Annotated in this window: 16 protein-coding genes and 4 tRNA genes; 4 read left to right on the top strand and 16 right to left on the bottom strand. The window is 69.0% G+C overall.

Features of this window, described 5'->3' with window-relative positions; all coding sequences use genetic code 11:
* Positions 1–18: 18 nt before the first annotated feature.
* Positions 19–1,026: a gluconeogenesis factor YvcK family protein gene (locus HMPREF9062_RS07430; RefSeq protein WP_009749472.1), complete on the bottom strand. Its 1,008-nt coding sequence runs from the start codon at positions 1,024–1,026 to the stop codon at positions 19–21.
* Between the two features lie 6 nt (positions 1,027–1,032).
* Positions 1,033–2,010 (bottom strand): RNase adapter RapZ, encoded by a 978-nt coding sequence (rapZ, locus tag HMPREF9062_RS07425; protein ID WP_009749471.1) that lies wholly within the window; start codon positions 2,008–2,010, stop codon positions 1,033–1,035.
* Positions 2,011–2,118: 108 nt separating this feature from the next.
* Here rapZ and purT point away from each other — a divergent pair, with 108 nt between their 5' ends.
* A complete protein-coding gene (purT, locus tag HMPREF9062_RS07420) occupies positions 2,119–3,348 on the top strand; it encodes a formate-dependent phosphoribosylglycinamide formyltransferase (RefSeq protein ID WP_009749470.1) in 1,230 nt (409 codons plus the stop codon).
* A gap of 20 nt (positions 3,349–3,368) precedes the next feature.
* On the opposite strand, the gene HMPREF9062_RS07415 is transcribed toward purT, so the two are convergent.
* From HMPREF9062_RS07415 to HMPREF9062_RS07375, 9 genes are all read right to left on the bottom strand, one after another.
* Complete coding sequence (locus HMPREF9062_RS07415; protein WP_009749469.1) at positions 3,369–4,796, bottom strand: glycoside hydrolase family 1 protein; 1,428 nt, start codon at positions 4,794–4,796, stop codon at positions 3,369–3,371.
* Positions 4,797–4,839: 43 nt separating this feature from the next.
* Positions 4,840–6,807, bottom strand: coding sequence for a beta-glucoside-specific PTS transporter subunit IIABC (locus tag HMPREF9062_RS07410; RefSeq protein ID WP_009749468.1), 1,968 nt, complete (start codon positions 6,805–6,807; stop codon positions 4,840–4,842).
* A 211-nt stretch (positions 6,808–7,018) separates the two neighbouring features.
* Positions 7,019–7,882: a PRD domain-containing protein gene (locus HMPREF9062_RS07405; protein ID WP_009749467.1), complete on the bottom strand. Its 864-nt coding sequence runs from the start codon at positions 7,880–7,882 to the stop codon at positions 7,019–7,021.
* A 94-nt stretch (positions 7,883–7,976) separates the two neighbouring features.
* Positions 7,977–8,189, bottom strand: a complete 213-nt coding sequence (locus HMPREF9062_RS07400) for a TOBE domain-containing protein (protein ID WP_009749466.1) — start codon at positions 8,187–8,189, stop codon at positions 7,977–7,979.
* On the bottom strand, positions 8,186–10,351 hold the full coding sequence (gene uvrC, locus HMPREF9062_RS07395; RefSeq protein WP_009749465.1) for an excinuclease ABC subunit UvrC: 2,166 nt from the start codon (positions 10,349–10,351) through the stop codon (positions 8,186–8,188). The genes HMPREF9062_RS07400 and uvrC overlap by 4 nt, the downstream gene beginning before the upstream one ends.
* A gap of 130 nt (positions 10,352–10,481) precedes the next feature.
* Positions 10,482–11,144 carry an ArsR/SmtB family transcription factor gene (locus HMPREF9062_RS12160; protein ID WP_083820035.1) on the bottom strand — a complete coding sequence of 221 codons (663 nt, stop codon included), beginning with the start codon at positions 11,142–11,144 and terminating at the stop codon, positions 10,482–10,484.
* Positions 11,145–11,318: 174 nt separating this feature from the next.
* A tRNA-Val gene (locus HMPREF9062_RS07385) sits at positions 11,319–11,393 on the bottom strand.
* 1 nt (position 11,394) lies between these two features.
* Positions 11,395–11,465: transfer RNA gene (locus HMPREF9062_RS07380), tRNA-Cys, on the bottom strand.
* A gap of 40 nt (positions 11,466–11,505) precedes the next feature.
* Positions 11,506–11,578, bottom strand: a tRNA-Gly gene (locus HMPREF9062_RS07375).
* A 151-nt stretch (positions 11,579–11,729) separates the two neighbouring features.
* Here HMPREF9062_RS07375 and HMPREF9062_RS07370 point away from each other — a divergent pair.
* Positions 11,730–11,802: transfer RNA gene (locus HMPREF9062_RS07370), tRNA-Val, on the top strand.
* A 63-nt stretch (positions 11,803–11,865) separates the two neighbouring features.
* On the opposite strand, the gene HMPREF9062_RS07365 is transcribed toward HMPREF9062_RS07370, so the two are convergent.
* Genes HMPREF9062_RS07365 through pdxS form a run of 3 tightly spaced genes read right to left on the bottom strand, consistent with a single transcriptional unit; the run spans position 11,866 to position 14,863 of the window.
* Positions 11,866–13,242 carry a UTP--glucose-1-phosphate uridylyltransferase gene (locus tag HMPREF9062_RS07365; RefSeq protein ID WP_009749463.1) on the bottom strand — a complete coding sequence of 459 codons (1,377 nt, stop codon included), beginning with the start codon at positions 13,240–13,242 and terminating at the stop codon, positions 11,866–11,868.
* Complete coding sequence (gene pdxT / locus HMPREF9062_RS07360; protein ID WP_009749462.1) at positions 13,239–13,910, bottom strand: pyridoxal 5'-phosphate synthase glutaminase subunit PdxT; 672 nt, start codon at positions 13,908–13,910, stop codon at positions 13,239–13,241. The genes HMPREF9062_RS07365 and pdxT overlap by 4 nt, the downstream gene beginning before the upstream one ends.
* Positions 13,907–14,863, bottom strand: coding sequence for a pyridoxal 5'-phosphate synthase lyase subunit PdxS (gene pdxS, locus HMPREF9062_RS07355; RefSeq protein ID WP_009749461.1), 957 nt, complete (start codon positions 14,861–14,863; stop codon positions 13,907–13,909). The genes pdxT and pdxS overlap by 4 nt, the downstream gene beginning before the upstream one ends.
* 107 nt (positions 14,864–14,970) lie before the next feature.
* Between pdxS and pdxR the strand changes: the two genes are divergently transcribed.
* Complete coding sequence (gene pdxR, locus HMPREF9062_RS07350) at positions 14,971–16,287, top strand: MocR-like pyridoxine biosynthesis transcription factor PdxR (protein WP_034253935.1); 1,317 nt, start codon at positions 14,971–14,973, stop codon at positions 16,285–16,287.
* 10 nt (positions 16,288–16,297) lie between these two features.
* Here pdxR and uvrA read toward each other — a convergent pair whose 3' ends face one another.
* Positions 16,298–19,144: an excinuclease ABC subunit UvrA gene (gene uvrA / locus HMPREF9062_RS07345; RefSeq protein WP_009749459.1), complete on the bottom strand. Its 2,847-nt coding sequence runs from the start codon at positions 19,142–19,144 to the stop codon at positions 16,298–16,300.
* A gap of 194 nt (positions 19,145–19,338) precedes the next feature.
* Between uvrA and HMPREF9062_RS07340 the strand changes: the two genes are divergently transcribed.
* The gene (locus HMPREF9062_RS07340; RefSeq protein WP_009749458.1) at positions 19,339–19,623 is read left to right on the top strand and encodes a YciI family protein; all 285 of its coding nucleotides are present in this window, start codon (positions 19,339–19,341) and stop codon (positions 19,621–19,623) included.
* 66 nt (positions 19,624–19,689) lie between these two features.
* Here HMPREF9062_RS07340 and HMPREF9062_RS07335 read toward each other — a convergent pair whose 3' ends face one another.
* Entirely contained in the window at positions 19,690–21,081 is a 1,392-nt protein-coding gene (locus tag HMPREF9062_RS07335) for an NAD-dependent succinate-semialdehyde dehydrogenase (protein WP_034253932.1), read from the bottom strand.
* Positions 21,082–21,088: the final 7 nt, after the last annotated feature.

Genomic DNA, 21,088 nt, shown 5'->3' with positions numbered 1-21,088 from the left:
ATCGGTGGGGGCGGGCAGTCAGTCCGCCACGGTCTGGGTGACGTCCCCCATGACGCCGTCGAAAGCGTCGCGGAAGGCCGCAGCCAGACGCAAAGGGTCATGGTTGCACACGGTGTCGCCCGTGCGCACCTGACGCAGGACAACAGCGGCTCCGAGCTGGCCCGCAACGGTCTCCAGGTCGTCAATATCCTCCACGACGCTCGGGTCCGCGATCACGACGTCCAGCCGCAGGCCCGGTGCGTACTCGGCCAGCACACGCAGGTGGTCCGCCGAGGTCATCCCGTCGGTCTCCCCACGCTGGGCGGATAGGTTGAGCACGACGGCCTTGAGCGCCTTCGTGCTCTCCAGGGCCTGTCGCATCGAGGGCAGGACCAGGTGGGGCAGGACCGAGGTGTACCAGGAGCCGGGACCCAGCACCACCCAGTCGGCCTCGCCGATGGCCCGCAGCGCCTCGGGGTGAGCCCGCGCATCGGCGGGGACGACGCCCACGTTCTCCATGCGGCCACGCTCGGTGGCCACCGCCACCTGCCCGCTCACCCGCCTGCGATCGACCCCGTCGACGATATCGGCCTCGATAACCAGCGGCGAGGAGCTCATCGGGACCACCCGGCCGTGGATCCCCAGGAGCCGTCCTACCCAGTCCAGGCCCTCGACCTCGTCGTCGAGCAGCTGCCACAGCGCCAGGATGAGCAGATTGCCCAAGGCGTGATTGTCCAACTCGCCCTCACCGGCGAAACGGTGCTGGAGCACGTCGCGCCAGGTCAGTCCCCATTCGGAGTCGTCGGTTAGAGCCGCCAGCGCCATGCGCAGATCCCCGGGCGGCAGGCAGTCGAACTCCCGGCGCAGGCGGCCCGAGGAACCGCCGTCGTCGGCCACGGTCACGACCGCCGTGAGCCGGTGGGTGACGTGGCGCAGGGCCCGCAGCGTCGCGGACAGGCCGTGCCCGCCGCCGAGGGCCACGACCGCGGGGCCGTCCTCACCGCGTCGTGGCCAGCCCGCGGAGTCGAGCATCGTATGCGCGCCCATGGCCTCTCACTCCCGTCCCAGGTCCCGGTGCTGGGTGGAGACCTTGAAGCCGGCGGTACGCAGGTGGGCGGATATCCGCTCGGCCGATGCCACCGAGCGGTGCTTGCCGCCCGTGCACCCCACGGCGATCGTCACGTTCGGCTTGAGCTCCTCAATATAGGAGGGCAGGGCCGGGATGAGCAGGGCCGCGTAACCGTCGACGAACGCCTCCGCGCCCTTCTGCCTGAAGACGTACTCGGCCACCGGCGCATCCCGCCCTGTCAGGTGGCGCAGCTCGGCGATCCAGTAGGGGTTGGGTATGAAACGCACGTCCAGGACATGGTCCGCGTCCATGGGCAGGCCGTACTTGAAGCCGAAGGACATCACCGTCACCCGCAGTGCCAGCTCGGACTCGGTGGCGACCAGCTCTCGCACGTGCCGCGCCAGGTCGTGAACCGAGTAGTCGGTGGTGTCGATGACGTCGTCCGCCTGCGCCTTGAGGCCTCCCAGGAGGGTGCGCTCGTGCTGGATGCCATCGAGAATCGAGCCGGTGCCCTGCAGCGGGTGAGGGCGCCGGGAAGACTCGAAGCGGCGGATGAGAGCGGAGTCCGAGGCATCCAGGAAGATCAGGCGCAGCGTCACCCCGGATGTGCGCAGCTCGCCGAGATACCGCATGAAAGAGGCGAAGAACTCGCGGCTGCGCACGTCCACGACAGCGGCCAAGCGGTGGACGCCCGCACCGACCGTCGTCATCATCCCCGCCATGGCGGGCAGGAGCTGGGGCGGAAGGTTGTCGACGACGTACCAGTCGAGATCCTCCAGCGCGTTGGCGGCGCGCGAGCGCCCGGCTCCCGACAGCCCGGTGACGATGATCATCTCGGGACGCTGAGCCGGTGCAACCGGCGGAGTCGCCTCGTCGATCGCGGGAATGAAGGACGGCACGGTGTCCCGCAGGGGGTCGCGAGCGGAGTCGGCGGCGGGCTGCGAGCGGTCCTGTGGATCCATGGGCCTAGCATGGCACGCCTCGCCGACGCAAACGGGGTGCGTTACGGGTTGCGTTGGGTAGCGTGTGCCGGTGATCCGTCCTCGTTCCGCACGTCTACGGAGGCGCCCGTGACCGCCCGCCGTTATCCAGACCCCCCCGTCATCGGGACGCCGGGAACGCCGTCCGCCACCCATGTCGCGCTCCTGGGCTCGGGAGAGATCGGCAAGGAAATCGCCATCGCGCTGGCCCGTCTCGGAGTGGAGGTCACGGCGATCGACCGCTACGACGGCGCCCCCGCCCAGCAGGTGGCGCACAACGCCCTGACGGTGGACATGTCCAACCCGGCCGAACTCACCGCCGCGATCCGCTCCACCGGCGCGAGCATCGTCGTGCCCGAAATCGAGGCCCTGGCCACCGACGCGCTCCTCGCCATGGAAGGCAGCGGCCAGGTGCGCGTCGTGCCGACGGCGAGGGCCGTCCACCTGACGATGGATCGCGAGGGCATCCGCCGTCTGGCCGCCGAGGAGCTCGGCGTGCCCACGAGCCCCTACGTCTTCGCCGCGAGTCAGGCCGAGTTGGCGGCCGGCGTTGAGAAGATCGGCCCTCCCTGCCTGGTCAAGCCGGTCATGTCCTCCTCCGGGCACGGTCAGACGGTGATCCGCTCCCCCGACGACGTGGCGACCGCGTGGCGGCGCGCGGCCACCGACGGGCGAGTGGACCGTGGGCGCGTCATTGTCGAGGGCCTGATCGACTTCGACACCGAGATCACACTGCTCACGGTGCGCTCGCGCAGGGAGGGGACCGGCGGGACCGTTACGGACTTCTGCGAGCCGATCGGCCACCGTCAGGAGGACGGCGACTACGTGGAGTCCTGGCAGCCGCAGGCGCTGGCGACCGCGGCGCTGAAGCGCGCCCGGCAGGTGGCGGCCACGGTGACCGGAGCTCTCGGCGGCTGGGGCGTCTTCGGCGTCGAACTGTTCGTGTGCGGCGACGAGGTGCTCTTCTCGGAGGTCTCGCCCAGGCCCCACGACACCGGGCTGGTGACGCTAGCCAGCCAGCGCCTCAGCGAGTTCGAGCTTCACGCCCGAGCCCTGCTGGGCCTACCGGTGGACACGGCGCTGCGCCTTCCCGCCGCCTCCGCCGTAGTCAGAGCCGATCGGGAGATCGGACGCGAGCACGGTCCCCGAGTACAGGGGGTGGCCGAGGCACTGGCGGTTCCCGGGACGGACCTGCGCGTCTTCGGCAAGCCCGAAGCGCGTCCGGGTCGGCGCATGGCGGTGGCCGTGGCGAGCGCTGACAGCGTGGCGGCCGCCCGCGAGCGGGCGCGGGCGGCCGCGGCGGCTGTCAGTGCGGGGTGACCGGTCGGCCCCTCAGGTTCTTATGGACGTGCAGTGGCCCCGTTGGAGGCGATAAGGTTCCTGTACCAGTCGAAAGACTTCTTGCGGTAGCGGGCGAGCGTGCCGGTGCCGTCGTCGTTGCGGTCGACGTAGATGAAGCCGTAGCGCTTGGACAGTTGGGCCGTGGAGGCGGAGACGAGGTCGATGCAGCCCCAGGCGGTGTAGCCGAGGACCTCGACGCCGTCGGCGATGGCCTCGCGGACCTGGACGAGGTGATCGTTGAGGTAGGCGATGCGGTAGTCGTCCTCGACGGTTCGCCCGTCGGGGCCGCCGTCGACGAGGACGTCCTCGGCGCCCAGGCCGTTCTCCACGATGAACAGGGGCTTGCGCCAACGGTCCCAGTAATCGTTCATGATGATGCGCAGGCCCACCGGGTCGATCTGCCATCCCCACTCGGAGGCCTCGAGAGTCGGATTGGGCACCCCGCCCATGAGATTGCCCGGTCCCGGTTCGACCGACTGGGTGACGGTCGAGCACATGGACATGTAGTAGCTGAAGGAAACGAAGTCGACGGTGTTGTTCTTCAGGAGCCTGCGATCGTCCTCGGTGATGTCGAGCTCGACGCCCTTGTCCCTGAGCACGCGCAGGAAGTAGCCCGGGTACTCCCCGCGCACGTGCACGTCCCCGAAGGCGTAGTTCTCGCGTTCGGCCTGCTTGGCCGCCCATACGTCCCGCGGATCGGGGGTCAGCGGGTAGAAGGGCGCCGCCAGGATCATGCAGCCGACCCGCATGTCCGGGTTGATCTCCCGTGCGGCTCGCGTAGCGGCCGCCGATGCGACGAGCTCGTGATGCATGGCCCGGTAGAGATCCTGATCGCTCAGCTCGCCGCGGGGCGTAGCGATGGCGCCGGAGGTCAGGGGATGGAAGCCCAGCGAGTTGATCTCGTTGAAGGTGAGCCAGTAGCGCACGCGCTTCCCGTAGCGCTCGAAGAGAACCCGGGCATAGCGTTCGTAGAGGCCGATGAGCCTCCGGTCGGTCCAGCCGTTGTACGTGCGCGCCAGGTGCAGCGGGGTCTCGTAGTGGCTGATGGTGATCAAAGGCTCGATGCCGTGCCTCTCCAGTTCGTTGAGGACACGGTCGTAGAAGGCCAGGCCCTCCTCATTGGGCTCGGCCTCGTCTCCGCGTGGGAAGATGCGCGACCAGGCGATGGAGAAGCGGAAGACCTTGAAGCCCATCTGGGCGAGCAGGGCGATGTCCTCGGCGTAGCGGTGGTAGAAGTCGATGCCTTCGAGCTTGAGGTTGTCCGGGGTCGGGGTTTCGGTGGGCGGTGCGGTGATGCCCTTGGGGGTGACGTCCTGGACACTCAGTCCCTTGCCCCCTTCGGCGTAGGCGCCCTCGATCTGGTTGGCGGCGGTGGCGCCTCCCCACAGAAATCCGGTGGGGAAGGTGAGAGCGGTGGTGTTTGTCATGGCTGGTCCTTTCATGGGGAGCGTCGGTCTGCCGGAGGCGCGGTTATCGGCTGATGACGAGTGCGTCCTGACCCGCTTGGACGTCCTGGCCCGTGCGGGTGGAGGTGACGGCGGTGTAGGAGGCGGCGTTGGTGACGAGCAGGACGGTGATCGGCGAGTAGCCGGCGGCCTTGATGCGCTCGAGGTCGACGTGCACGAGGACATCACCGGCCTGGACGCGCTGTCCTTTGACGACAGCGGCCGTGAAGCCGTCGCCTTTCATGGTGACCGTGTCGATGCCGACGTGGACGAGGATCTCGACGTCGTCGTCGGACTTGATGCCGAAGGCGTGGCCGGTGTCGGTGGCCACGACGACGTCCCCGGTTATCGGGGCCACGACCGTGCCGTCGGCGGGGACAATGCCGGCGCCCTCGCCCATGACGCCGGAGGAGAAGACGGGGTCGGGCACCTCCTGGAGGTCGATGACCCTGCCGGCGATCGGGCTGACGACGCTGATGTCGGCGGGAGCGCCGGGCCGGCCGGCCGTTTTCCCGTCCCCCTCGTCCCCGTCGGGCGCGGTCGCCGGCTCGGGGCCGGTGCTCTGCGTCTGGTTGTCGGCGCCGCCAGCAGTCTGCGCGCCCTCGACATCGTCGGCCGGCCCGGCGCTGCCGGTGGTGTCCTCGTCTCTGACGCCGAAGAAGAAGGTCAGCGTGAAGGAGATAACGACCGCCAGAATGACGCCGATGAGCCACAGCGCAACGTTGGGTGTATCCAGCAGGTAGGCGGGCAGGCCGATGAGTGAGGGGAAGATGCCGGCCTGCCCGACGCGTCCACCTGCGAGGGCGCCCAGAGCGCCGCCGATCGCCCCGCCGACGATGCCGAAGTAGAAGGGCAGTTTGCGGGGCAGGTTGACGCCGTAGATCGCCGGCTCGGTGACGCCGGCGAGGAAGCCGGACAGGGAGGCGGGGCCAGCGAGCTCGCGGGTTCTCTTGTCGCGGGTACGCAGCATGACGGCCGCGGTGGCGGCGGCCTGGGCCAGGACAGCGGCCTCGATGGGTCCATAGATGAGGGAGTAGCCGTTGGTGGTGATCTCCTGGGTCATGATCGGCACCAGACCCCAGTGCAGACCGAACATGACGAAGACCTGCCAAAAGCCCCCGATGACGATGCCGCCGATCAGCGGAACGGTCGCGAAGAGCCACTGGACGCTTGAGGCGATGCCGTCGGCGATGAGCGTGGTGGCCGGTCCGATGGTGAGCAGAGTCAGTGGGACCATGATGAGGACAGTGATCCACGGAGTCATGAAGTTGCGGAAGGAGCTGGGGACGAGCCTCATGCAGGCGCGTTCGATGTAGCTCTGGACCCATACGGCCACGATGATGGGCAGTACTGAGCTCGTGTAGCTCATGACGACCAGGGGGATGCCGAAGAAGGTATGGGGAGCGCCGTCGTTCATCGCGACGACGGAGGGGTAGACCAGGGCTCCGGCGATGGCCATGGATGTGAACTGGTTGGCCTTGAAATGGCGTGCTGCGGTCACGGCCAGCACGAGGGGCAGGAAGTTCATGAAGGCATCGGAGGCCGCGTACAGGACCGTGTAGGTGTCGCTGGTCTGGCTCAGCCATCCGAATGAGGCGAACATGGCCGTGAAGGCCTTGAACAGGCCGGTTCCCGCCAGGGTCCACAACATCGGGGAGAAGATGCCGGAGATCAGAGCGATGAAGGCATCCAGGAGATTGCGCCCGGAGGCGGGGTCGTCGTCGGAGTCATCTGCGAGGTCTGGGAGGAGCTTCATCAACTCGGCGTAGACCTCGGGGACGTCGTTGCCGATGACCACCTGGTACTGTCCGCCGGACTGGACGACGGTGACGACACCGCCAGTGTTCTTGATAGCGTCGGTGGCGGCCTTGGACTCGTCTTTGAGGGCGAAGCGAAGGCGGGTGGCGCAGTGAGACAGGGCGCGGACGTTGCCCGCGCCCCCGACCCGGGTCAGCAGATCGGGCGCGAGTGCCGCGTAGTCGGTGCCGGGCATTGTCAGATCCTCCTCGATCCAGGGCCAGCCGGAGCGGAGACGAAAAAAGACCTGAGACGCCGTGCGCTCGCATGCGCATACGTCTCAGGTCTTGCCCCTGGCGGGTCACAATCCTGCGGGCCCATTGGGCCCGCATCTAGGCTAGTGATGATCATCTTTCTCGACTAGGCCCCGTCATGGTGTCCTAGCTCTCACCGCTCACTCTCGTCCGTCATCCGTCGTTGCAGCCCGGAGGCGCGGGGCCGAGGGACTGTTCGAAACGGGCGACGTGCATGGTCAGGTAGGCGGTCTCGTCCTCGCAGACCGTTGTGCCCAGCCTTAGTTCGAGGAGCTCCTGGACCCGCAGGGCGACCTGGTAGGCGTGGGGACGTGCGTCCCGCAGAGCGGCTCCGATGACGTCGGCGGTGGAGTCCACCACCTGGGCGCCGGTGCGGGTGCGAGTCAGGAAGTACCGCAGATGGGTGGCGAAGCGGGCGGCGTCGATAGCGTCGGGGTCGAAGGCCGGGCCGTAGGCAGCCGCCAGGACGCTCATGACCTGGCCGATGAGGCGCGACTGGCGCACGGCCTCCCGTGTCGAGGGGACCCCGACGACGGCGGTGAACAGGTGGAGCGCCAGCGCGACGGCCTCGCCCGCCGGCAGCTGGAGCTTCTGGGAGGCGTTGAGCTCGCGGACCATCTGCTCGGCCAGGCGCAGCTCGTCGGGGTGGAGATGGGCCGCCTCGGCGCGCAGGGGGTAGTCCATGACCTCGCCGCGGCCGACACGTTCCATGGCCTGGTTGACGTGGTCGACGACGGCGATGACGGTCGAGGAGGGCACGCTCACGCCGAGCTCACGAACGGCCCGCCGGAAGGTCCGTTCTATCAGCGCCAGGCGTTCCAGAGGTATGCCGGCGATGACCTCGCCGACGGAGGCGGCGTTGTCGACGGGGATGAAGCGGCGCGCGATTCGGGAGGTGTCGACGGCATCTCCCGCCCGCCGTTGGAAGCCCAGGCCCCGGCCGGTCAGCACCGCCTCGCGGCCGAGCTCGTCACGGGCCAGGACGACATTGTTGTTAAAGACCCGCAGTACGCGCACACGCCGGATTGTCTCACTCAGGAGCCGCCGGCGGCAGCGGGTCGCACCGTCCCGTCCCGGCGGGGCCAGGCCCGGGGACGGCACGGTGGCGCGGTCAATCCGTCACGCCCACCATGACGGAGGAAGCCTTGATGACAGCGGTGGCCGCAGCGCCCTCGGTCAGGCCGAGCGCATCGATGGCGGCGTTGGTGATAGTGGAGGTGATGACCAGACCGGGAGCGACCTCGATCTTGACGATGCCGTTGACGGCGCCTTTGTCGATCGCGACGACGGTGCCCGGGAGCTGATTGCGCGCGGAGAGCCTCATGCATGTTCCTTCCCTTCGTTCTCGCCGGCGACGCCCTGAAGCGTCTTCGGGGCCGGCTTGAGGTGCGTGAGGATCGTATCTGCCAGAGCCGGGCCGATGCCCCGCACCGAAGCAATCTGCTCGGGTGTGGCGGTGCGGATCCGCTTGACGGAGCCGAACTTCTTGAGTAAGGCGGCCTGCCGCGCGGGGCCGAGCCCGGGAACGTCATCGAGCACGGAGCGGGTCATGCCGGCCGAGCGCTTCTTGCGGTGGTGGGCAATGGCGAAGCGGTGGGACTCGTCGCGCAGGTACTGCAGCAGGTAGAGCGCGGGCGAGGTGCGTGGCAGGACCACGGGGAAGTCATCGTCCGGCACCCATACCTCCTCCAGACGCTTGGCCAGGCCGACGAGGGGCACGTGGATGCCGAGGTCGTCGAGGACGGCGCGGGCGGCGCCCACCTGGGGCAGCCCGCCGTCGACGACGACGAGGCTGGGGGCGTAGGAGAAGCGCTTGGCACGGCCGGTGGCCGGGTCGATGGGTCCCGAGGCAACGGGGACGCCGTCGCCGTCGGCTCCGATGAGCTCGGCGTCAGCGGCGGTGAGAGCGGCGCCCTGCTCGGCCAGCAATCGCCTGAAGCGACGAGTGAGGACCTCGTGCATGGCGGCCGTGTCGTCGGCGGCGCCCCCGCCGTCGGTTCCGCGGACGGTGAAGCGCCGGTAGTCGGACTTCCGCGGCGCCCCGTCCTCGAAGACGACCATGGAGCCGACCTGGTGGGTGCCCTGAGTGTGGGAAATGTCGTAGCATTCGATGCGCAGGGGCGCCTCGGGAAGGTCGAGGGCCTCGGCGAGCTCCTCCAGAGCGGCCGAGCGCTGAGTGAGGTCGCTGGCACGGCGCGTCTTGTGCAGGCGCAGCGACTCCTCGGCGTTCTTGCGCACAGTGCCCATGAGAGCCGCTTTGTCGCCGCGGGCCGGCACGCGCACATCGACCCTGGCACCGCGCAGGCCGGCGAGCCAGGTGCGCACGGCGGCGGCGTCGGCGGGCAGGACCGGAACAAGGACCTCGCGCGGAACGGCGGTGGTGGCGGTGTGAGCGACGTCGTCAACGCTGGTGGCCGCGGCCCCGCCGGACCCCCGGCATACTCCCTGGGGGCCGGAGCGGGCCAGGGGCGCGGCGGGGGCGCGAGCGCCCACACCGAGTGAGGTCGTGGGACCCGAGCGTCCGGGCGCACCGGCCCCGGAGGGGTCGAGGAGATCGCCGTAGACCTGTTGAAGAAGCCGTTCGATAAGCTCGGTGTCGGTGGCGTCCTCGACCAGGTCGATGACCCAGCCGCGTTGGCCGCGCACGCGCCCGCCGCGCACGTGGAAGACCTGGACGGCGGCGGTCAGCTCGTCGCGCACGAGGGCGAAGACGTCCGCGTCAGTGGCATCGGGCAGGACGACGGCGTTGCGTTCGATGACCCTGTGCAGCGCCTCGGCATCGTCGCGCAGACGTGCGGCTCTCTCGAACTCCAGATTCCCGGCGGCCAGACGCATGCGGTCCTCCAGCTCGCGCACGTAGGGGTCGGTGCGTCCGGCCATGAAAGAGCAGAAGTCCTCGGCGAGCGCGCGGTGATCCGCCTCGCTGATGCGGCCCACGCAGGGGGCCGAGCATTTGTCGATGTAGCCCAGCAGGCAGGGGCGCCCCGAGGCGCGGGCGCGCTTGAACACGCCGGGCGAACAGGAGCGGATGGGGAAGACGCGCAGGAGCTGGTCGAGAGTCTCGCGGATGGACCACACCTGGACGAATGGGCCGAAGTAGCGGACTGCGGGTCTGCGAGCGCCGCGGACCACCTGAGCGCGCGGGTAGGTCTCCTGCATGGTGACGGCCAGGTAGGGGTAGGACTTGTCGTCCTTGTACATGACGTTGAAGCGCGGATTGAACTCCTTGATCCAGGAGTACTCCAGGGCTAGAGACTCCACCTCGGTGCCCACGATCGTCCATTCCACGGCGCAGGCCGTGGTCACCATCCTCTGGGTGCGCGGGTGGAGGGCCGCCACATCCTGGAAGTACGTGGACAGGCGGGCCCTGAGGTTCTTGGCCTTGCCGACGTAGATGACGCGGCCCTCGGAGTCGAGGAACCGGTAGACGCCGGGCGAGGTGGGGACCTCGCCGGGCGCGGGGCGGTACGTCGAGGGGTCGGCCATAGAGGGCAGCCTAGATGAGCCGTGCGGAGGGCCGCCGTAAGCGATCTCGCACAGGCAGGTCGCCCGCGCGAACCGCCTCGCCCACGTCCAGCCGTCGCTCAGGAGACGGATGATCCGCACGGTCCGAGCCTCACACCGCTTCCGGGGTCTCCTCCTCGTCGTCGCGCCCGGGCGTGCGCTCGACCGGGACCTCCAGGCGCGCGCCCCGTCGAGTCTCGGGCACGAGATCGGTGGCGAAGGCGTAGCGGGTGAAAGCCGTGCCGGGTTCGGCGCTCCGCCGAGCGGCCTCGGCGGCCCGCCGCATCTCACGGGCCAAGTCGGCCAGACGGCGGACGTAAGTACGGGCCAGATCCGTCGGCATCCAGATCATGCCGTTGACGTGGACCAGCGGGCCCTCCTCGGCCGCCCGAGCGCGGATGACGTGCTCGATGACCTGGTTGGCGCGTGTGCGCAGGGCGGCGTTCACGATCTCATCATCGTCATCATCGGCGTCGGCGGCCCCGGCGGCCGGGTCGGAGGCGGACTGCGCGGCGTCGGAGGCCGCACGCTGGGGTGAGGCGTACCAGTGATCACGCGCGGTGCCGCCCTCGGGTCCTTCGACGTCGACCACATAGCCGGCGTCCCGCAGCCTGCGGATGTGGTAGCTGACGGAATTGGCGGGCTCACCGAGAGCCTCGGCGAGGTCCGCCGCCCGCAATGGTCTGTCGGCGTCCCACATCTCGGCGAGAATCGCCAGGCGCAGCGGGTGCGCAACAGCCCTCATGACAGCGGGATCGACGCTTTTGCGGGGCATGTTCCGACCCTAGACAGCACGAAGATTCCGCGCAACACGCAGTGTGCACGATTTGTTGCGCATAAGGTGTTGCGCAGCGACCGGTCGTGATGCCGCCCCGCTTCGGGGTTGTGGGACCGTGCGCCGCTGGCGGTGAGAAATAAGGGCCCGGAACCGTGTGGTTCCGGGCCCTGCTGGTGGGCGATACTGGGATCGAACCAGTGACCTCTTCCGTGTCAGGGAAGCGCGCTCCCGCTGCGCCAATCGCCCGAGGTGGGTACCGGATTCGAACCGGTGTCAACGGCTTTGCAGGCCGGTGCCTAACCTCTCGGCCAACCCACCAACGAGATGCCGGGGGCGGGGAGGCTCCCCAGCTCCTCGGAGCGGATGACGGGACTCGAACCCGCGACCCTCACCTTGGCAAGGTGATGCTCTACCAACTGAGCCACATCCGCGCATGTTCCACACGGCCCATCCGAACCGGTCGGTGCTGAGAAACCATAGCACCCCGACAACCATCGACGGCAAACGACACCACGGTGATCCACCTCACCGGACCCGTATTTGCTCCACTCACCCGCCGCTGGTTAGCCTGTCCCCCGCGCCGGGCGATTGGCTCAGGGGTTAGAGCGCCTCGTTCACACCGAGGAGGTCACTGGTTCGATTCCAGTATCGCCCACCCATCGTGCGCAAGAGGGCTGGGCCGGCATGCTCCGGTCCTCTTGCGCACTGGATGCCCGGCTCAGAGCCGGGTGCCGGAGGCCACCTCGCCCGGCGAGCCCGCCTCGCCGACACGGGCGTCCCCGATGGCGACAACGTCGGCCCCGAAGGTCCAGTCGCCCTCGACCGTCAGTGACTTGGCCTGTCGAACGGAAGGGACGCCGTGGGGGAATCGCGCCTCGAAGTCCCTGATCTTCTTGTAGTAGCGCGGGTCGAGGTTCACCGTGCAGGCGCGCTCGGGCACCATCTGGAGCAGACCGGCATCATCGACCTCGTAGACGTCCGAACGCAGCAGAAGCAGGTCGTTGGTGGTCTTGACCGGCAGGAAGCGACTGCGCGGCACTTCGATGGCGGTGGCGCCCTCGAAGGCCTCCACGGCTGTACCCATGGCCGTCTCGAGCTGGATCACCGGTACCGAGGAGGCATCCGCCGGATCGACCGTCTTGGCGTTCTTGATCAGCGGCAGTCCGAGGATCCCTCTGCGCTCGGCCAGCGTGTCGCGCAGGACTTCCAAGTCGAACCAGAGGTTGTTGGTGTGGAAGAAGGGGTGGCGGTACTGGTCGGTGAAGAAGTGCATCTCATCGGCCGGGGTCTGGGCGGTCTCGCGCAGGATGATGCGGCCATCACTCTTGCGCACCGCCAGGTGGCCGCCCTTGACGTCCGCCGGGGTGCGACGGCACAGTTCGGGCGCGTAGGGCGCGCCCGAGGCGGCGAACCAACCGGCGACGCGGGCCGACGGCGCCGCCCCGAGGTTGTCCGAGTTCGAGGTCATGGCGTATTTGTATCCGCTCTCCAGCAGAGCATCGAGCACACCGGAGGCGGTCAGAGCCGTGTAGATATCGCCGTGTCCGGGCGGGCACCATTCGAGATCGGGGTCCGCCGCCCACGTCACCGGAGTGAGGTCGTCGGCGCGCAGCTTGGGCTCGCGGTTCTGCAGGAAGTCCAGAGGAAGCCCGTCGACCCCGATGCCGGGGTGGGCGGCGAGCGCCGCGAGCGTGTCCCGACGGGTGCGGAAGGAATTCATGAAGATCAGCGGCAGGGTGACGTCGTAGATCCGCCGCGCTGCCATCACCTGATCGACCAGCAGGTCGAGGAACGACTTGCCCTCGCGCACGGGTAGCAGCGACTTGGTCCTGTCCATCCCCATCGACGTGCCCAAGCCGCCGTTGAGCTTGATCAGGACGGTTCGCGACAGCGCCTCGCGGGCACCGGCCTCGTCAATCTCGACATCCTCGATGGAGTCGATCCGCGTGAGCGGTTCGATCGAATCCTCGGGAATCAGACAAGTGGCGCCGTTGTCCAGGGCCCTGTAGTAGTGGCTGAAGACGTCAATGGCCTGCTCGGCGATGCCGGCGTCGCGCATCTTGTGCCGGGCAGCGGTAAGTCCGTTCTCGCTCATGGCAGGAGGGTATCCGTTAAAGCGCCCGCTGAGAATGAAGGCGCCTCCGCGCAGGCGGTGTTGCCCGCCCCGGCGAGGCCAGGCCGTGCCGTTTCAGACCGCCCCAGCGCCGCCTCCCGCGGGCCCCGAGCGAGCAGCAGCCGGTGCAGCGTCGCGTCCCCCGTCAGCTCGGGATGGTAGGAGACGGCCATGACACCCCCCTCCTCCACTCCGACGACGTACGGCGGTCGGCCGGGGCGAGCAGGATCGGCGTAGGTCGAGCATACGGTCACGCCCGGCCCGACCCGTGTGATGGCGGGAGCGCGGATAAAGGCCGCCCTCAGCTCGCGCCCCCTCCACTGCAGGTCCGCGCTCGCCGAGTCGACCTGGGGGCCGAAGGCGTTGCGCTCGACATCGACATCGAGCACCCCCAGGGCCGCCAGCATGATGAGCCCCGCGCAGGTGCCCAATGTGGGCAGGCGTCCGGCTGCCCGTTTCAAAGGCTCGCGCAGCCCGGTCAGATCCGCCAGCCGCAGCAGGGCGGTCGACTCGCCCCCGGGCAGAATCAGGGCACCCACGTCGGCCAGCTGCTCGGGGCGCCGCACGAGCACAGCGTCATGGCCCAGCGCATCGACAAGACGGGCGTGCTCGACGACGCCTCCCTGGAGCGCGAGGATGCCGACTCTCACCAGCCCCGCTCCGCCAGGCGGTGGGGCGCCGGCAGGTCGGCGACGTTGATGCCGACCATGGCCTCGCCCAGAGCGCGCGAGGCCCGTAGGACCACGGCGGGGTCGTCGTAGCCGGCCGTGGCCCGCACGATGGCGGCGGCCCGCCGGACCGGGTCCGCGGACTTGAAGACGCCCGAGCCCACGAAGACCCCGTCCGCGCCCAGCTGCATCATCATGGCCGCATCGGCAGGCGTGGCCACTCCCCCGGCGGTGAACAGCACGACGGGCAGCGCACCGCGCTCGGCGACCCCGCGCACTAGCTCGTAGGAGGCGCCAAGCTCTTTGGCGGCGACGTAGAGCTCGTCCTCGCCGAGGCCGCGCAGCGCCGCGATCTCCTTGGTGATGGCGCGGATGTGACGGGTGGCCTCGGAGACGTCGCCGGTGCCGGCCTCGCCTTTAGAACGGATCATCGCGGCGCCCTCGCTCACCCGGCGCAGCGCCTCGCCGAGGTTGGTGGCCCCGCACACGAAGGGGACGGTGAAAGGATGCTTGTTGATGTGGTGGACGTAGTCGGCGGGCGAGAGGACCTCGGACTCGTCGATGAAATCGACCCGCAGTTCCTGAAGGACCTGGGCCTCGACGAAGTGTCCGATGCGGGCCTTGGCCATGACGGGAATGGAGACCGCCTCAATGATGCCCGCGATGAGGTCGGGGTCGCTCATACGGGCCACACCGCCCTGAGCGCGGATGTCGGCCGGAACGCGCTCGAGGGCCATGACGGCGACGGCTCCGGCATCCTCGGCGATACGGGCCTGCTCGGGAGTGACGACGTCCATGATGACGCCGCCCTTGAGCATGTCGGCCAGACCGCGCTTGACGAGCGGGGACCCGGTCTCCGGCGCCTGCGAGGAGGCTGCGCTCCCGACGCTCGTCCCCACGGCGTCGGCGGTGCTGTTCTCAGTGGTGTCACTCATGCGAGTGATGCTGCCTCCGCGGGTGGACTATGGTGAAGTCCAGTTCGGGAGCACTCTTTTGGACCACATGCCGGATCGGAGAGAGGATCCCGGCACGCTCGACGGAGGTGACGCACGTGCAGATCGATCGCAGCCGTCCCCTCCCCGCCCAGATCGTCGAGGACGTGCGCGGCAGGATCACCGACTCCCGCCTCGCACCGGGCGATCCACTGCCCTCCACGCGCGTCCTGGCCCGTCAACTGGGAATCTCCAGAGGCAGCGTGGTGAGCGCCTACGAACAGCTCGTGGGCGAGGGCCTTCTCATCACCAGTCCCGGCGGCACCCGGGTCGACCCCTCACTGCGCGTTCCCGGCGGACCGGCCGCCGCGCCGGCACCCGGACCGCGACCCGCCCCGCCCCGAGGGGATCTGAAACCGGGCGAGCCGGCTACGGGCCTGCTGACGGGCGCACTGTGGCGCAGCGCCTGGCGGGCGGCGGCCGCCCGGCCCACCGCGCATCCGGCTGCGGGCTCCGAACGCCTGCGAGCCCTCGTCGCCGAGCACGTGCGCCTGACCCGCTCCGTGCGCGTCGAGGCGCACGACATTGTCATCACCGCCGGTGCCCGCGACGGCCTGCGCCTGGTTCTGGCCGCCCGTGGCCGTCGGGGAACCCTCGCCGTGGAGGACCCCGGCTACCCCTCGCTGCGCCACGTGCCCCGGGCGATGGGGTGGCGACTCCAGCCGGTCGACACGCGCGCCGCGGGCACGGGCCCCCGCGCGACGCCCGACCGGCACGCCGACGCCATCTTGGTCACGCCCAACCACCAGTTCCCCACCGGTGCGCAAATGCCCGCCGCACGCCGCTTCGCACTGCTGGAGGCGGCCCGGCGCGCGGACGCCCTCATCGTCGAGGACGACTACGACTCGGCGCTGCGGCAGACCCATCCCCCGCTGCTCGCCCTGGACGCCGAGGGGCGTGTCGCCATGCTCGGCTCCTTCTCCACGACCCTCACGCCCGCCCTCGCCCTGGGCTACCTCATCGTGCCGCCGCTCCTGCGCGAGCGAGTCGCCGACCTGTGCCTGCCGACCTCCGGACTCGTCCAGGACGCCGTGGCCGCCTACATGGAGGCCGACGGCCTGCGACGGCACACCGCGCGCGTGCGCCGGGAGTACCGTCGGCGCCGCACTGCCTTCGTCGAGATCTTCCCCGAAGGCGTCCCCATGGAGAGCGGGCTGCGCGCCGTCGTCCCACTGCGCGCCGGCGTCGACGAGGACGGCGTCGTCGCCCGCTGTCGGGCCCAGGGCCTGGCAGTGGAGGGAATGTCCGGCTACTGGTCGGCCCGCGGCCCCCGAGCCCCAGGTATCGTCCTGGGTCTGGGGACTGGTCCACTCGACCGTCTGCGGGAGCGGCTCGCCGTGCTGCGGCGCACCGTCGACGGGAGCTGAGAAAACCGCCTCAGGACCGCGCCCGCTCCAGCATGGGGGCGAGGAAGCGTCCCGTGTAGGAGTCCTCGACCGCGGCGATCTTCTCGGGCGTGCCCGTGGCCACGATGGTGCCGCCTTCTCTGCCGCCCTCCGGCCCCATGTCGATGACCCAGTCGGCGTTGGCGATGACGTCCAGATTGTGCTCGATGACGACCACCGAATTGCCTTTGTCGACAAGTCCCTGAAGCACGCCGAGCAGCTTGCGGATGTCCTCGAAGTGCAGGCCGGTGGTCGGCTCGTCCAGCACGTAGATGGTTCGCCCGGTGGAGCGGCGCTGGAGCTCGGTGGCCAGCTTGACGCGCTGCGCCTCGCCGCCGGAGAGGGTGGTCGCCGCCTGCCCCAGGCGCACGTACCCCAGCCCCACCTCCACCAAGGTGTTCAAGTGACGAGCGATGACCGGGGTGGCTGCGAAGAAATCGGCGGCCTGACGGATCGTCATGTTCAGGACATCGGCGACCGTCTTGTCCTTGTAGCGGATCTCCAAGGTTTCACGGTTGTAGCGAGCCCCGTCGCAGACCTCGCAGGGCACGTAGACGTCGGGCAGGAAGTTCATCTCGATCTTGAGTGTGCCGTCGCCTCTGCAGGCCTCGCAACGCCCGCCCTTGACATTGAAGGAGAAGCGACCGGGCCCGTAACCGCGGACCCTGGACTCCGGCACGGCGGCGAAGATCTTGCGGATGTGGTCCCACACGCCCGTGTAGGTCGCGGGGTTGGAGCGCGGCGTGCGTCCGATGGGCGACTGGTCGACGTGGACGACCTTGTCGAGGTTGTCCAGACCGCGCACCGTCTTATGACGCCCCGGCACGCCCCGGGCCCCGTTGAGCCGGTTGGCCAGCACCTGGTAGAGGACGGCATTGACCAGGGAAGACTTGCCCGAGCCGGAGACCCCGGTGACGGCGGTGAGTACACCGAGAGGAAAGGTGGCGGTGACGTCCTTGAGATTGTTCTCACGCGCGCCCACGACCGTCACCGCCCGGCCCCTGACCGGCTTACGACGGGCGGCGGGGAGTTCGATGGCGCGCCGGCCGGCGAGGTAGTCGCCGGTGACCGAGGCCGGGGCGTCGAGCAGTCCGCTCACGTCCCCGCAGTAGACGATCTCGCCGCCCTTCTCCCCCGCGCCCGGGCCGATATCCACGACCCAATCGGCGGCTCGAATGGTCTCCTCGTCGTGCTCGACGACGATGAGCGTGTTGCCCAGGTCCCGTAGACGCTCCAGGGTCTCGATGAGACGGGCGTTGTCGCGCTGGTGCAGCCCGATGCTGGGCTCGTCGAGGACGTAGAGGACGCCGACCAGGCCCGAGCCGATCTGGGTGGCTAACCGGATGCGCTGAGCCTCCCCGCCCGAGAGGGTGGCGGCCCCGCGCGACAGGCTGAGGTAGTCCAGGCCCACGTCCACGAGGAAGCCGAGGCGGGCATCGATCTCGGTGAGCACGCCGCCGGCGATCCGTCTGGCCTGACCGGTCAGGTCGAGAGCCTTCAGGGCGGCGCGAGCCTCCCCGACAGGCAGGTCGCACAGCTCGGCGATGGAGCGCTCGCCTACGCGCACCGCCAGCACCTCAGGCTTGAGACGGGTACCACGGCAGACGGGGCAGGGCACCTCGCGCATATAACCCTCGTAGCGCTCCTTCGACCGCTCCGACTCGGTCTCATCATGCTTGCGCATGATGTAGTCGAGCACCCCCTCGAAGCCGGTGGAGTAGATTCGCTCGCGGCCCCACCGATTGCGGTACCTGACCTTGACCTCGTAGTCCTTGCCGCGCAGGATCGCCTCCCTGGCGCGTCGAGGCAGGGCCCGCCAGGGCGTGTTAACGTCGAAGGACAGCTCCTCGCCTAGGGCCCTCAGCTGACGAGTGAAGTACTTCTGGTGGCCGGCCCACGGCGCGATGGCGCCCTCGGCCAGGGTGAGCTCCTCGTCGGGGACGACGAGCTCGGGATCGACCTCCAATCGGGAGCCGATGCCGGTGCACTGCGGGCAGGCGCCGTAGGGGGCGTTGAAGGAGAAAGTGCGCGGCTCGATCTCCTCCAGCGTCAGAGGATGCTCGTTGGGGCAGGCGCGCTTCTCCGAGAAGCGGCGCACCCGCGCCGGATCGTCCTCGTCCAGATCAACCAGGTCGATGAGGACCAGCCCATCGGCCAGGCCCAAGGCCGTCTCGATCGAGTCGGTCAGGCGCTGACGGATGCCCTCGCGCACGACCAGCCGATCGACGATGACGTCGATGTCGTGCCTGAGTTTCTTGTTCAGCTCGGGGACCTCGCCGAGCCGATGGACTCGACCGTCGACCCTCACCCGGCTGAAGCCCCGCCCCCGCAGCTCGTTCAGCAGCTCGGAGTACTCCCCCTTCCGGCCACGCACGACCGGAGCGAGGACCTGGAAACGGGTGCCCTCGTCCATGGTTCGCACCTGGTCGACGATCTGCTGGGGCGTCTGGGGGGAGATGACGGCGTCGCACACGGGACAGTGCTGAACACCGGCGCGAGCGTAAAGCAGACGCAGGTAGTCGTAGACCTCGGTGACCGTACCCACGGTCGAACGCGGGTTGCGGGAGGTGGACTTCTGGTCGATCGACACCGCTGGCGACAGGCCCTCGAGGAAGTCGACATCGGGCTTGTCCATCTGTCCGAGGAACTGTCGGGCGTAAGAGGACAGGGATTCGACGTAGCGGCGCTGGCCCTCGGCGAATATCGTGTCGAAGGCCAATGAGGACTTACCCGATCCGGACAGGCCGGTGAAGACGATCATCGTCTCGCGCGGAAGGTCGAGATCGACGCCCTTGAGGTTATGCTCACGTGCGCCGCGGATGATGAGGGAGTCGTTCACGGAGGTCGAGTCTAGGAGGGGCGCAGATCGAGTCAAACACGTGTTCGACTCGGGTCGGCGAGGGATTGGCCACTCGACGTCCTTCCGACACCGCTGCGCCAGCGACCCCGCGACCCCGGCACGAAGACCGCACTCGGCATGACGGGCTAACGCCCCGGTGAAACGGACATGCGGAGATCACCTACGCTGGGCTCATGAGCAGGATCTACGCCATCGAGTACCGCTACGTCACCGACCACGACGAGGAGATGGCCGAGGTCAGACCCTCCCACCGCGCTTTCAACAGCGCCCTGGCCGACAAGGACCTGCTGCTGGCCGCGGGTCCGTACACAGGCACCCACGACGCCCTCATCGTCGTGCGCGCCGAGGATGCGGCCGGCGCCCTGGCCCTCGTGGAGGAGGACCCCTTCAACAGGGCCGGGTTCATCGCCGAGCGCGTCCCGCGCGAGTGGAATCCCGTCGTCGGTCGTCTGTCCTGAGCTCCGGCCCGCCGCCGCCCCGACATCGGAAGGCTCCCGCGGCCGGCGGGCGCGGAATCCCCGTGCTCAGAACCGTCCGTTGATGTCCGCAACGGCGATGACCTTCTCGTTGACGAACTCCTTGAGTCCCAAGTCAACGAGCTCCCGACCGTACCCGGATCGTTTGACCCCGCCGAAGGGGATGTCCGCGGCCACACCGGTGGGCTGGTTGATATACACCATCCCGGTGTCCAAGCGTCGCGCCACGCGCTGCGCACGGCGGACGTCGGTTGAGAAGACCGAACCGCCCAGGCCGAAGGGTGAGGAATTGGCCACGCGGACGGCGTCGTCCTCATCCTCCACCCGGAAGATCGAGGAGACGGGCCCGAAGAACTCCGTGCTCGCGGTCGGAGAGCCGACGGGAATGCCGGTCATGAGAGTCGGCTGGAAGAAGGCGCCCTGTGCCGGAACCGGGGCCCCCACCTCTTCGACGGCGACCCCCGCCTCCCGCGCCGCCCGAACCTTCCCGGCCAGCTCGTCGACCGCAGACTGAGAGGACAGCGGGGCCAAAGTGGTGTCAGGGTTCATCGGGTCGCCCGGGACGAGACGAGCGACCCCGGCGCGGTACCTTTCAACGAACTCCTCGTAGAGGGAGTCGACGACGATGATCCGCTTGGACGAGCAGCAGACCTGGCCGCAGTTCCAGTGACGACCGAAGACCGCCCAGGCCACGGCCTTGTCCAGCTCGGCATCCTCCAGGACGATGAAGGCGTCCGCACCGCCGAGCTCGAGGGTAGACTTCTTGAGGTTTTTCGCGGCGATCACGGCCACCGAGGCGCCGGCCGCCTCGGAGCCGGTAAGCGCCACCGCCCGCACGCGATCGTCACCGAGGATCTGCTCGGAGGCGTCATGGGCGGCGAAGACGTTGACGATGAGCCCCTCGGGCCCGCCGGCCTCGGCGAACAGTCTCTCCATCAGCAGCGCCGATTGGGGTACGTTCGAGGCGTGCTTGAGGACCAGGGTGTTACCCGCCGCGAGCTGGGGCGCACCAATGCGGACGACCTGGTAGAAGGGAAAGTTCCACGGTTCGACGGCGTACAGGACGCCCTGCGGCTCGGCGATCAACTGAACGTCGGTGTCGCCGTACCCGGCGGCCGGCAGGAACCGAGGCGCGAGCTGCTCGGCGGCGCTGCGCACGTAGTAGCGCAGCATGTCGACGCACAGAGCCACCTCGGCCTCCGCCTCGCCGATGAGCTTGCCCATCTCCAGGGTGATGGTCCGGGCGCACTCGCGTCCGTCGGCCTCCAGCCGGTCGGCGACACGGTCCAGAACCACCAAGCGCTCGGCGACCGGTGTGCTGCGCCACGTGCGGAAAGCGGCATCGGCCTTGGCGACGGCGGCATCGATCTCGGCCTCGGTGGCCGTGGGGAAGGTCTTGACGACCTCCCCGGTGTACGGGTTCGTGGTCTGGTAGCTCACGGGTCTT

The sequence above is a fragment of the Actinomyces sp. oral taxon 448 str. F0400 genome, from assembly GCF_000220835.1.
GTDB lineage: Bacteria > Actinomycetota > Actinomycetes > Actinomycetales > Actinomycetaceae > Actinomyces.
The sequence above is the reverse complement of the archived record's forward strand: the minus strand, read 5'-3'. Positions and strand labels throughout refer to the sequence as shown.

Coding starts and splice junctions, on each gene's coding strand:
- HMPREF9062_RS07430 (WP_009749472.1), bottom strand. CDS start 1,026: ATGGGCGCGCATACGATGCTCGACTCCGCGGGCTGGCCACGACGCGGT.
- rapZ (WP_009749471.1), bottom strand. CDS start 2,010: ATGGATCCACAGGACCGCTCGCAGCCCGCCGCCGACTCCGCTCGCGAC.
- HMPREF9062_RS07415 (WP_009749469.1), bottom strand. CDS start 4,796: ATGACAAACACCACCGCTCTCACCTTCCCCACCGGATTTCTGTGGGGA.
- HMPREF9062_RS07410 (WP_009749468.1), bottom strand. CDS start 6,807: ATGCCCGGCACCGACTACGCGGCACTCGCGCCCGATCTGCTGACCCGG.
- HMPREF9062_RS07400 (WP_009749466.1), bottom strand. CDS start 8,189: ATGAGGCTCTCCGCGCGCAATCAGCTCCCGGGCACCGTCGTCGCGATC.
- uvrC (WP_009749465.1), bottom strand. CDS start 10,351: ATGGCCGACCCCTCGACGTACCGCCCCGCGCCCGGCGAGGTCCCCACC.
- HMPREF9062_RS12160 (WP_083820035.1), bottom strand. CDS start 11,144: ATGCCCCGCAAAAGCGTCGATCCCGCTGTCATGAGGGCTGTTGCGCAC.
- HMPREF9062_RS07365 (WP_009749463.1), bottom strand. CDS start 13,242: ATGAGCGAGAACGGACTTACCGCTGCCCGGCACAAGATGCGCGACGCC.
- pdxS (WP_009749461.1), bottom strand. CDS start 14,863: ATGAGTGACACCACTGAGAACAGCACCGCCGACGCCGTGGGGACGAGC.
- HMPREF9062_RS07340 (WP_009749458.1), top strand. CDS start 19,339: ATGAGCAGGATCTACGCCATCGAGTACCGCTACGTCACCGACCACGAC.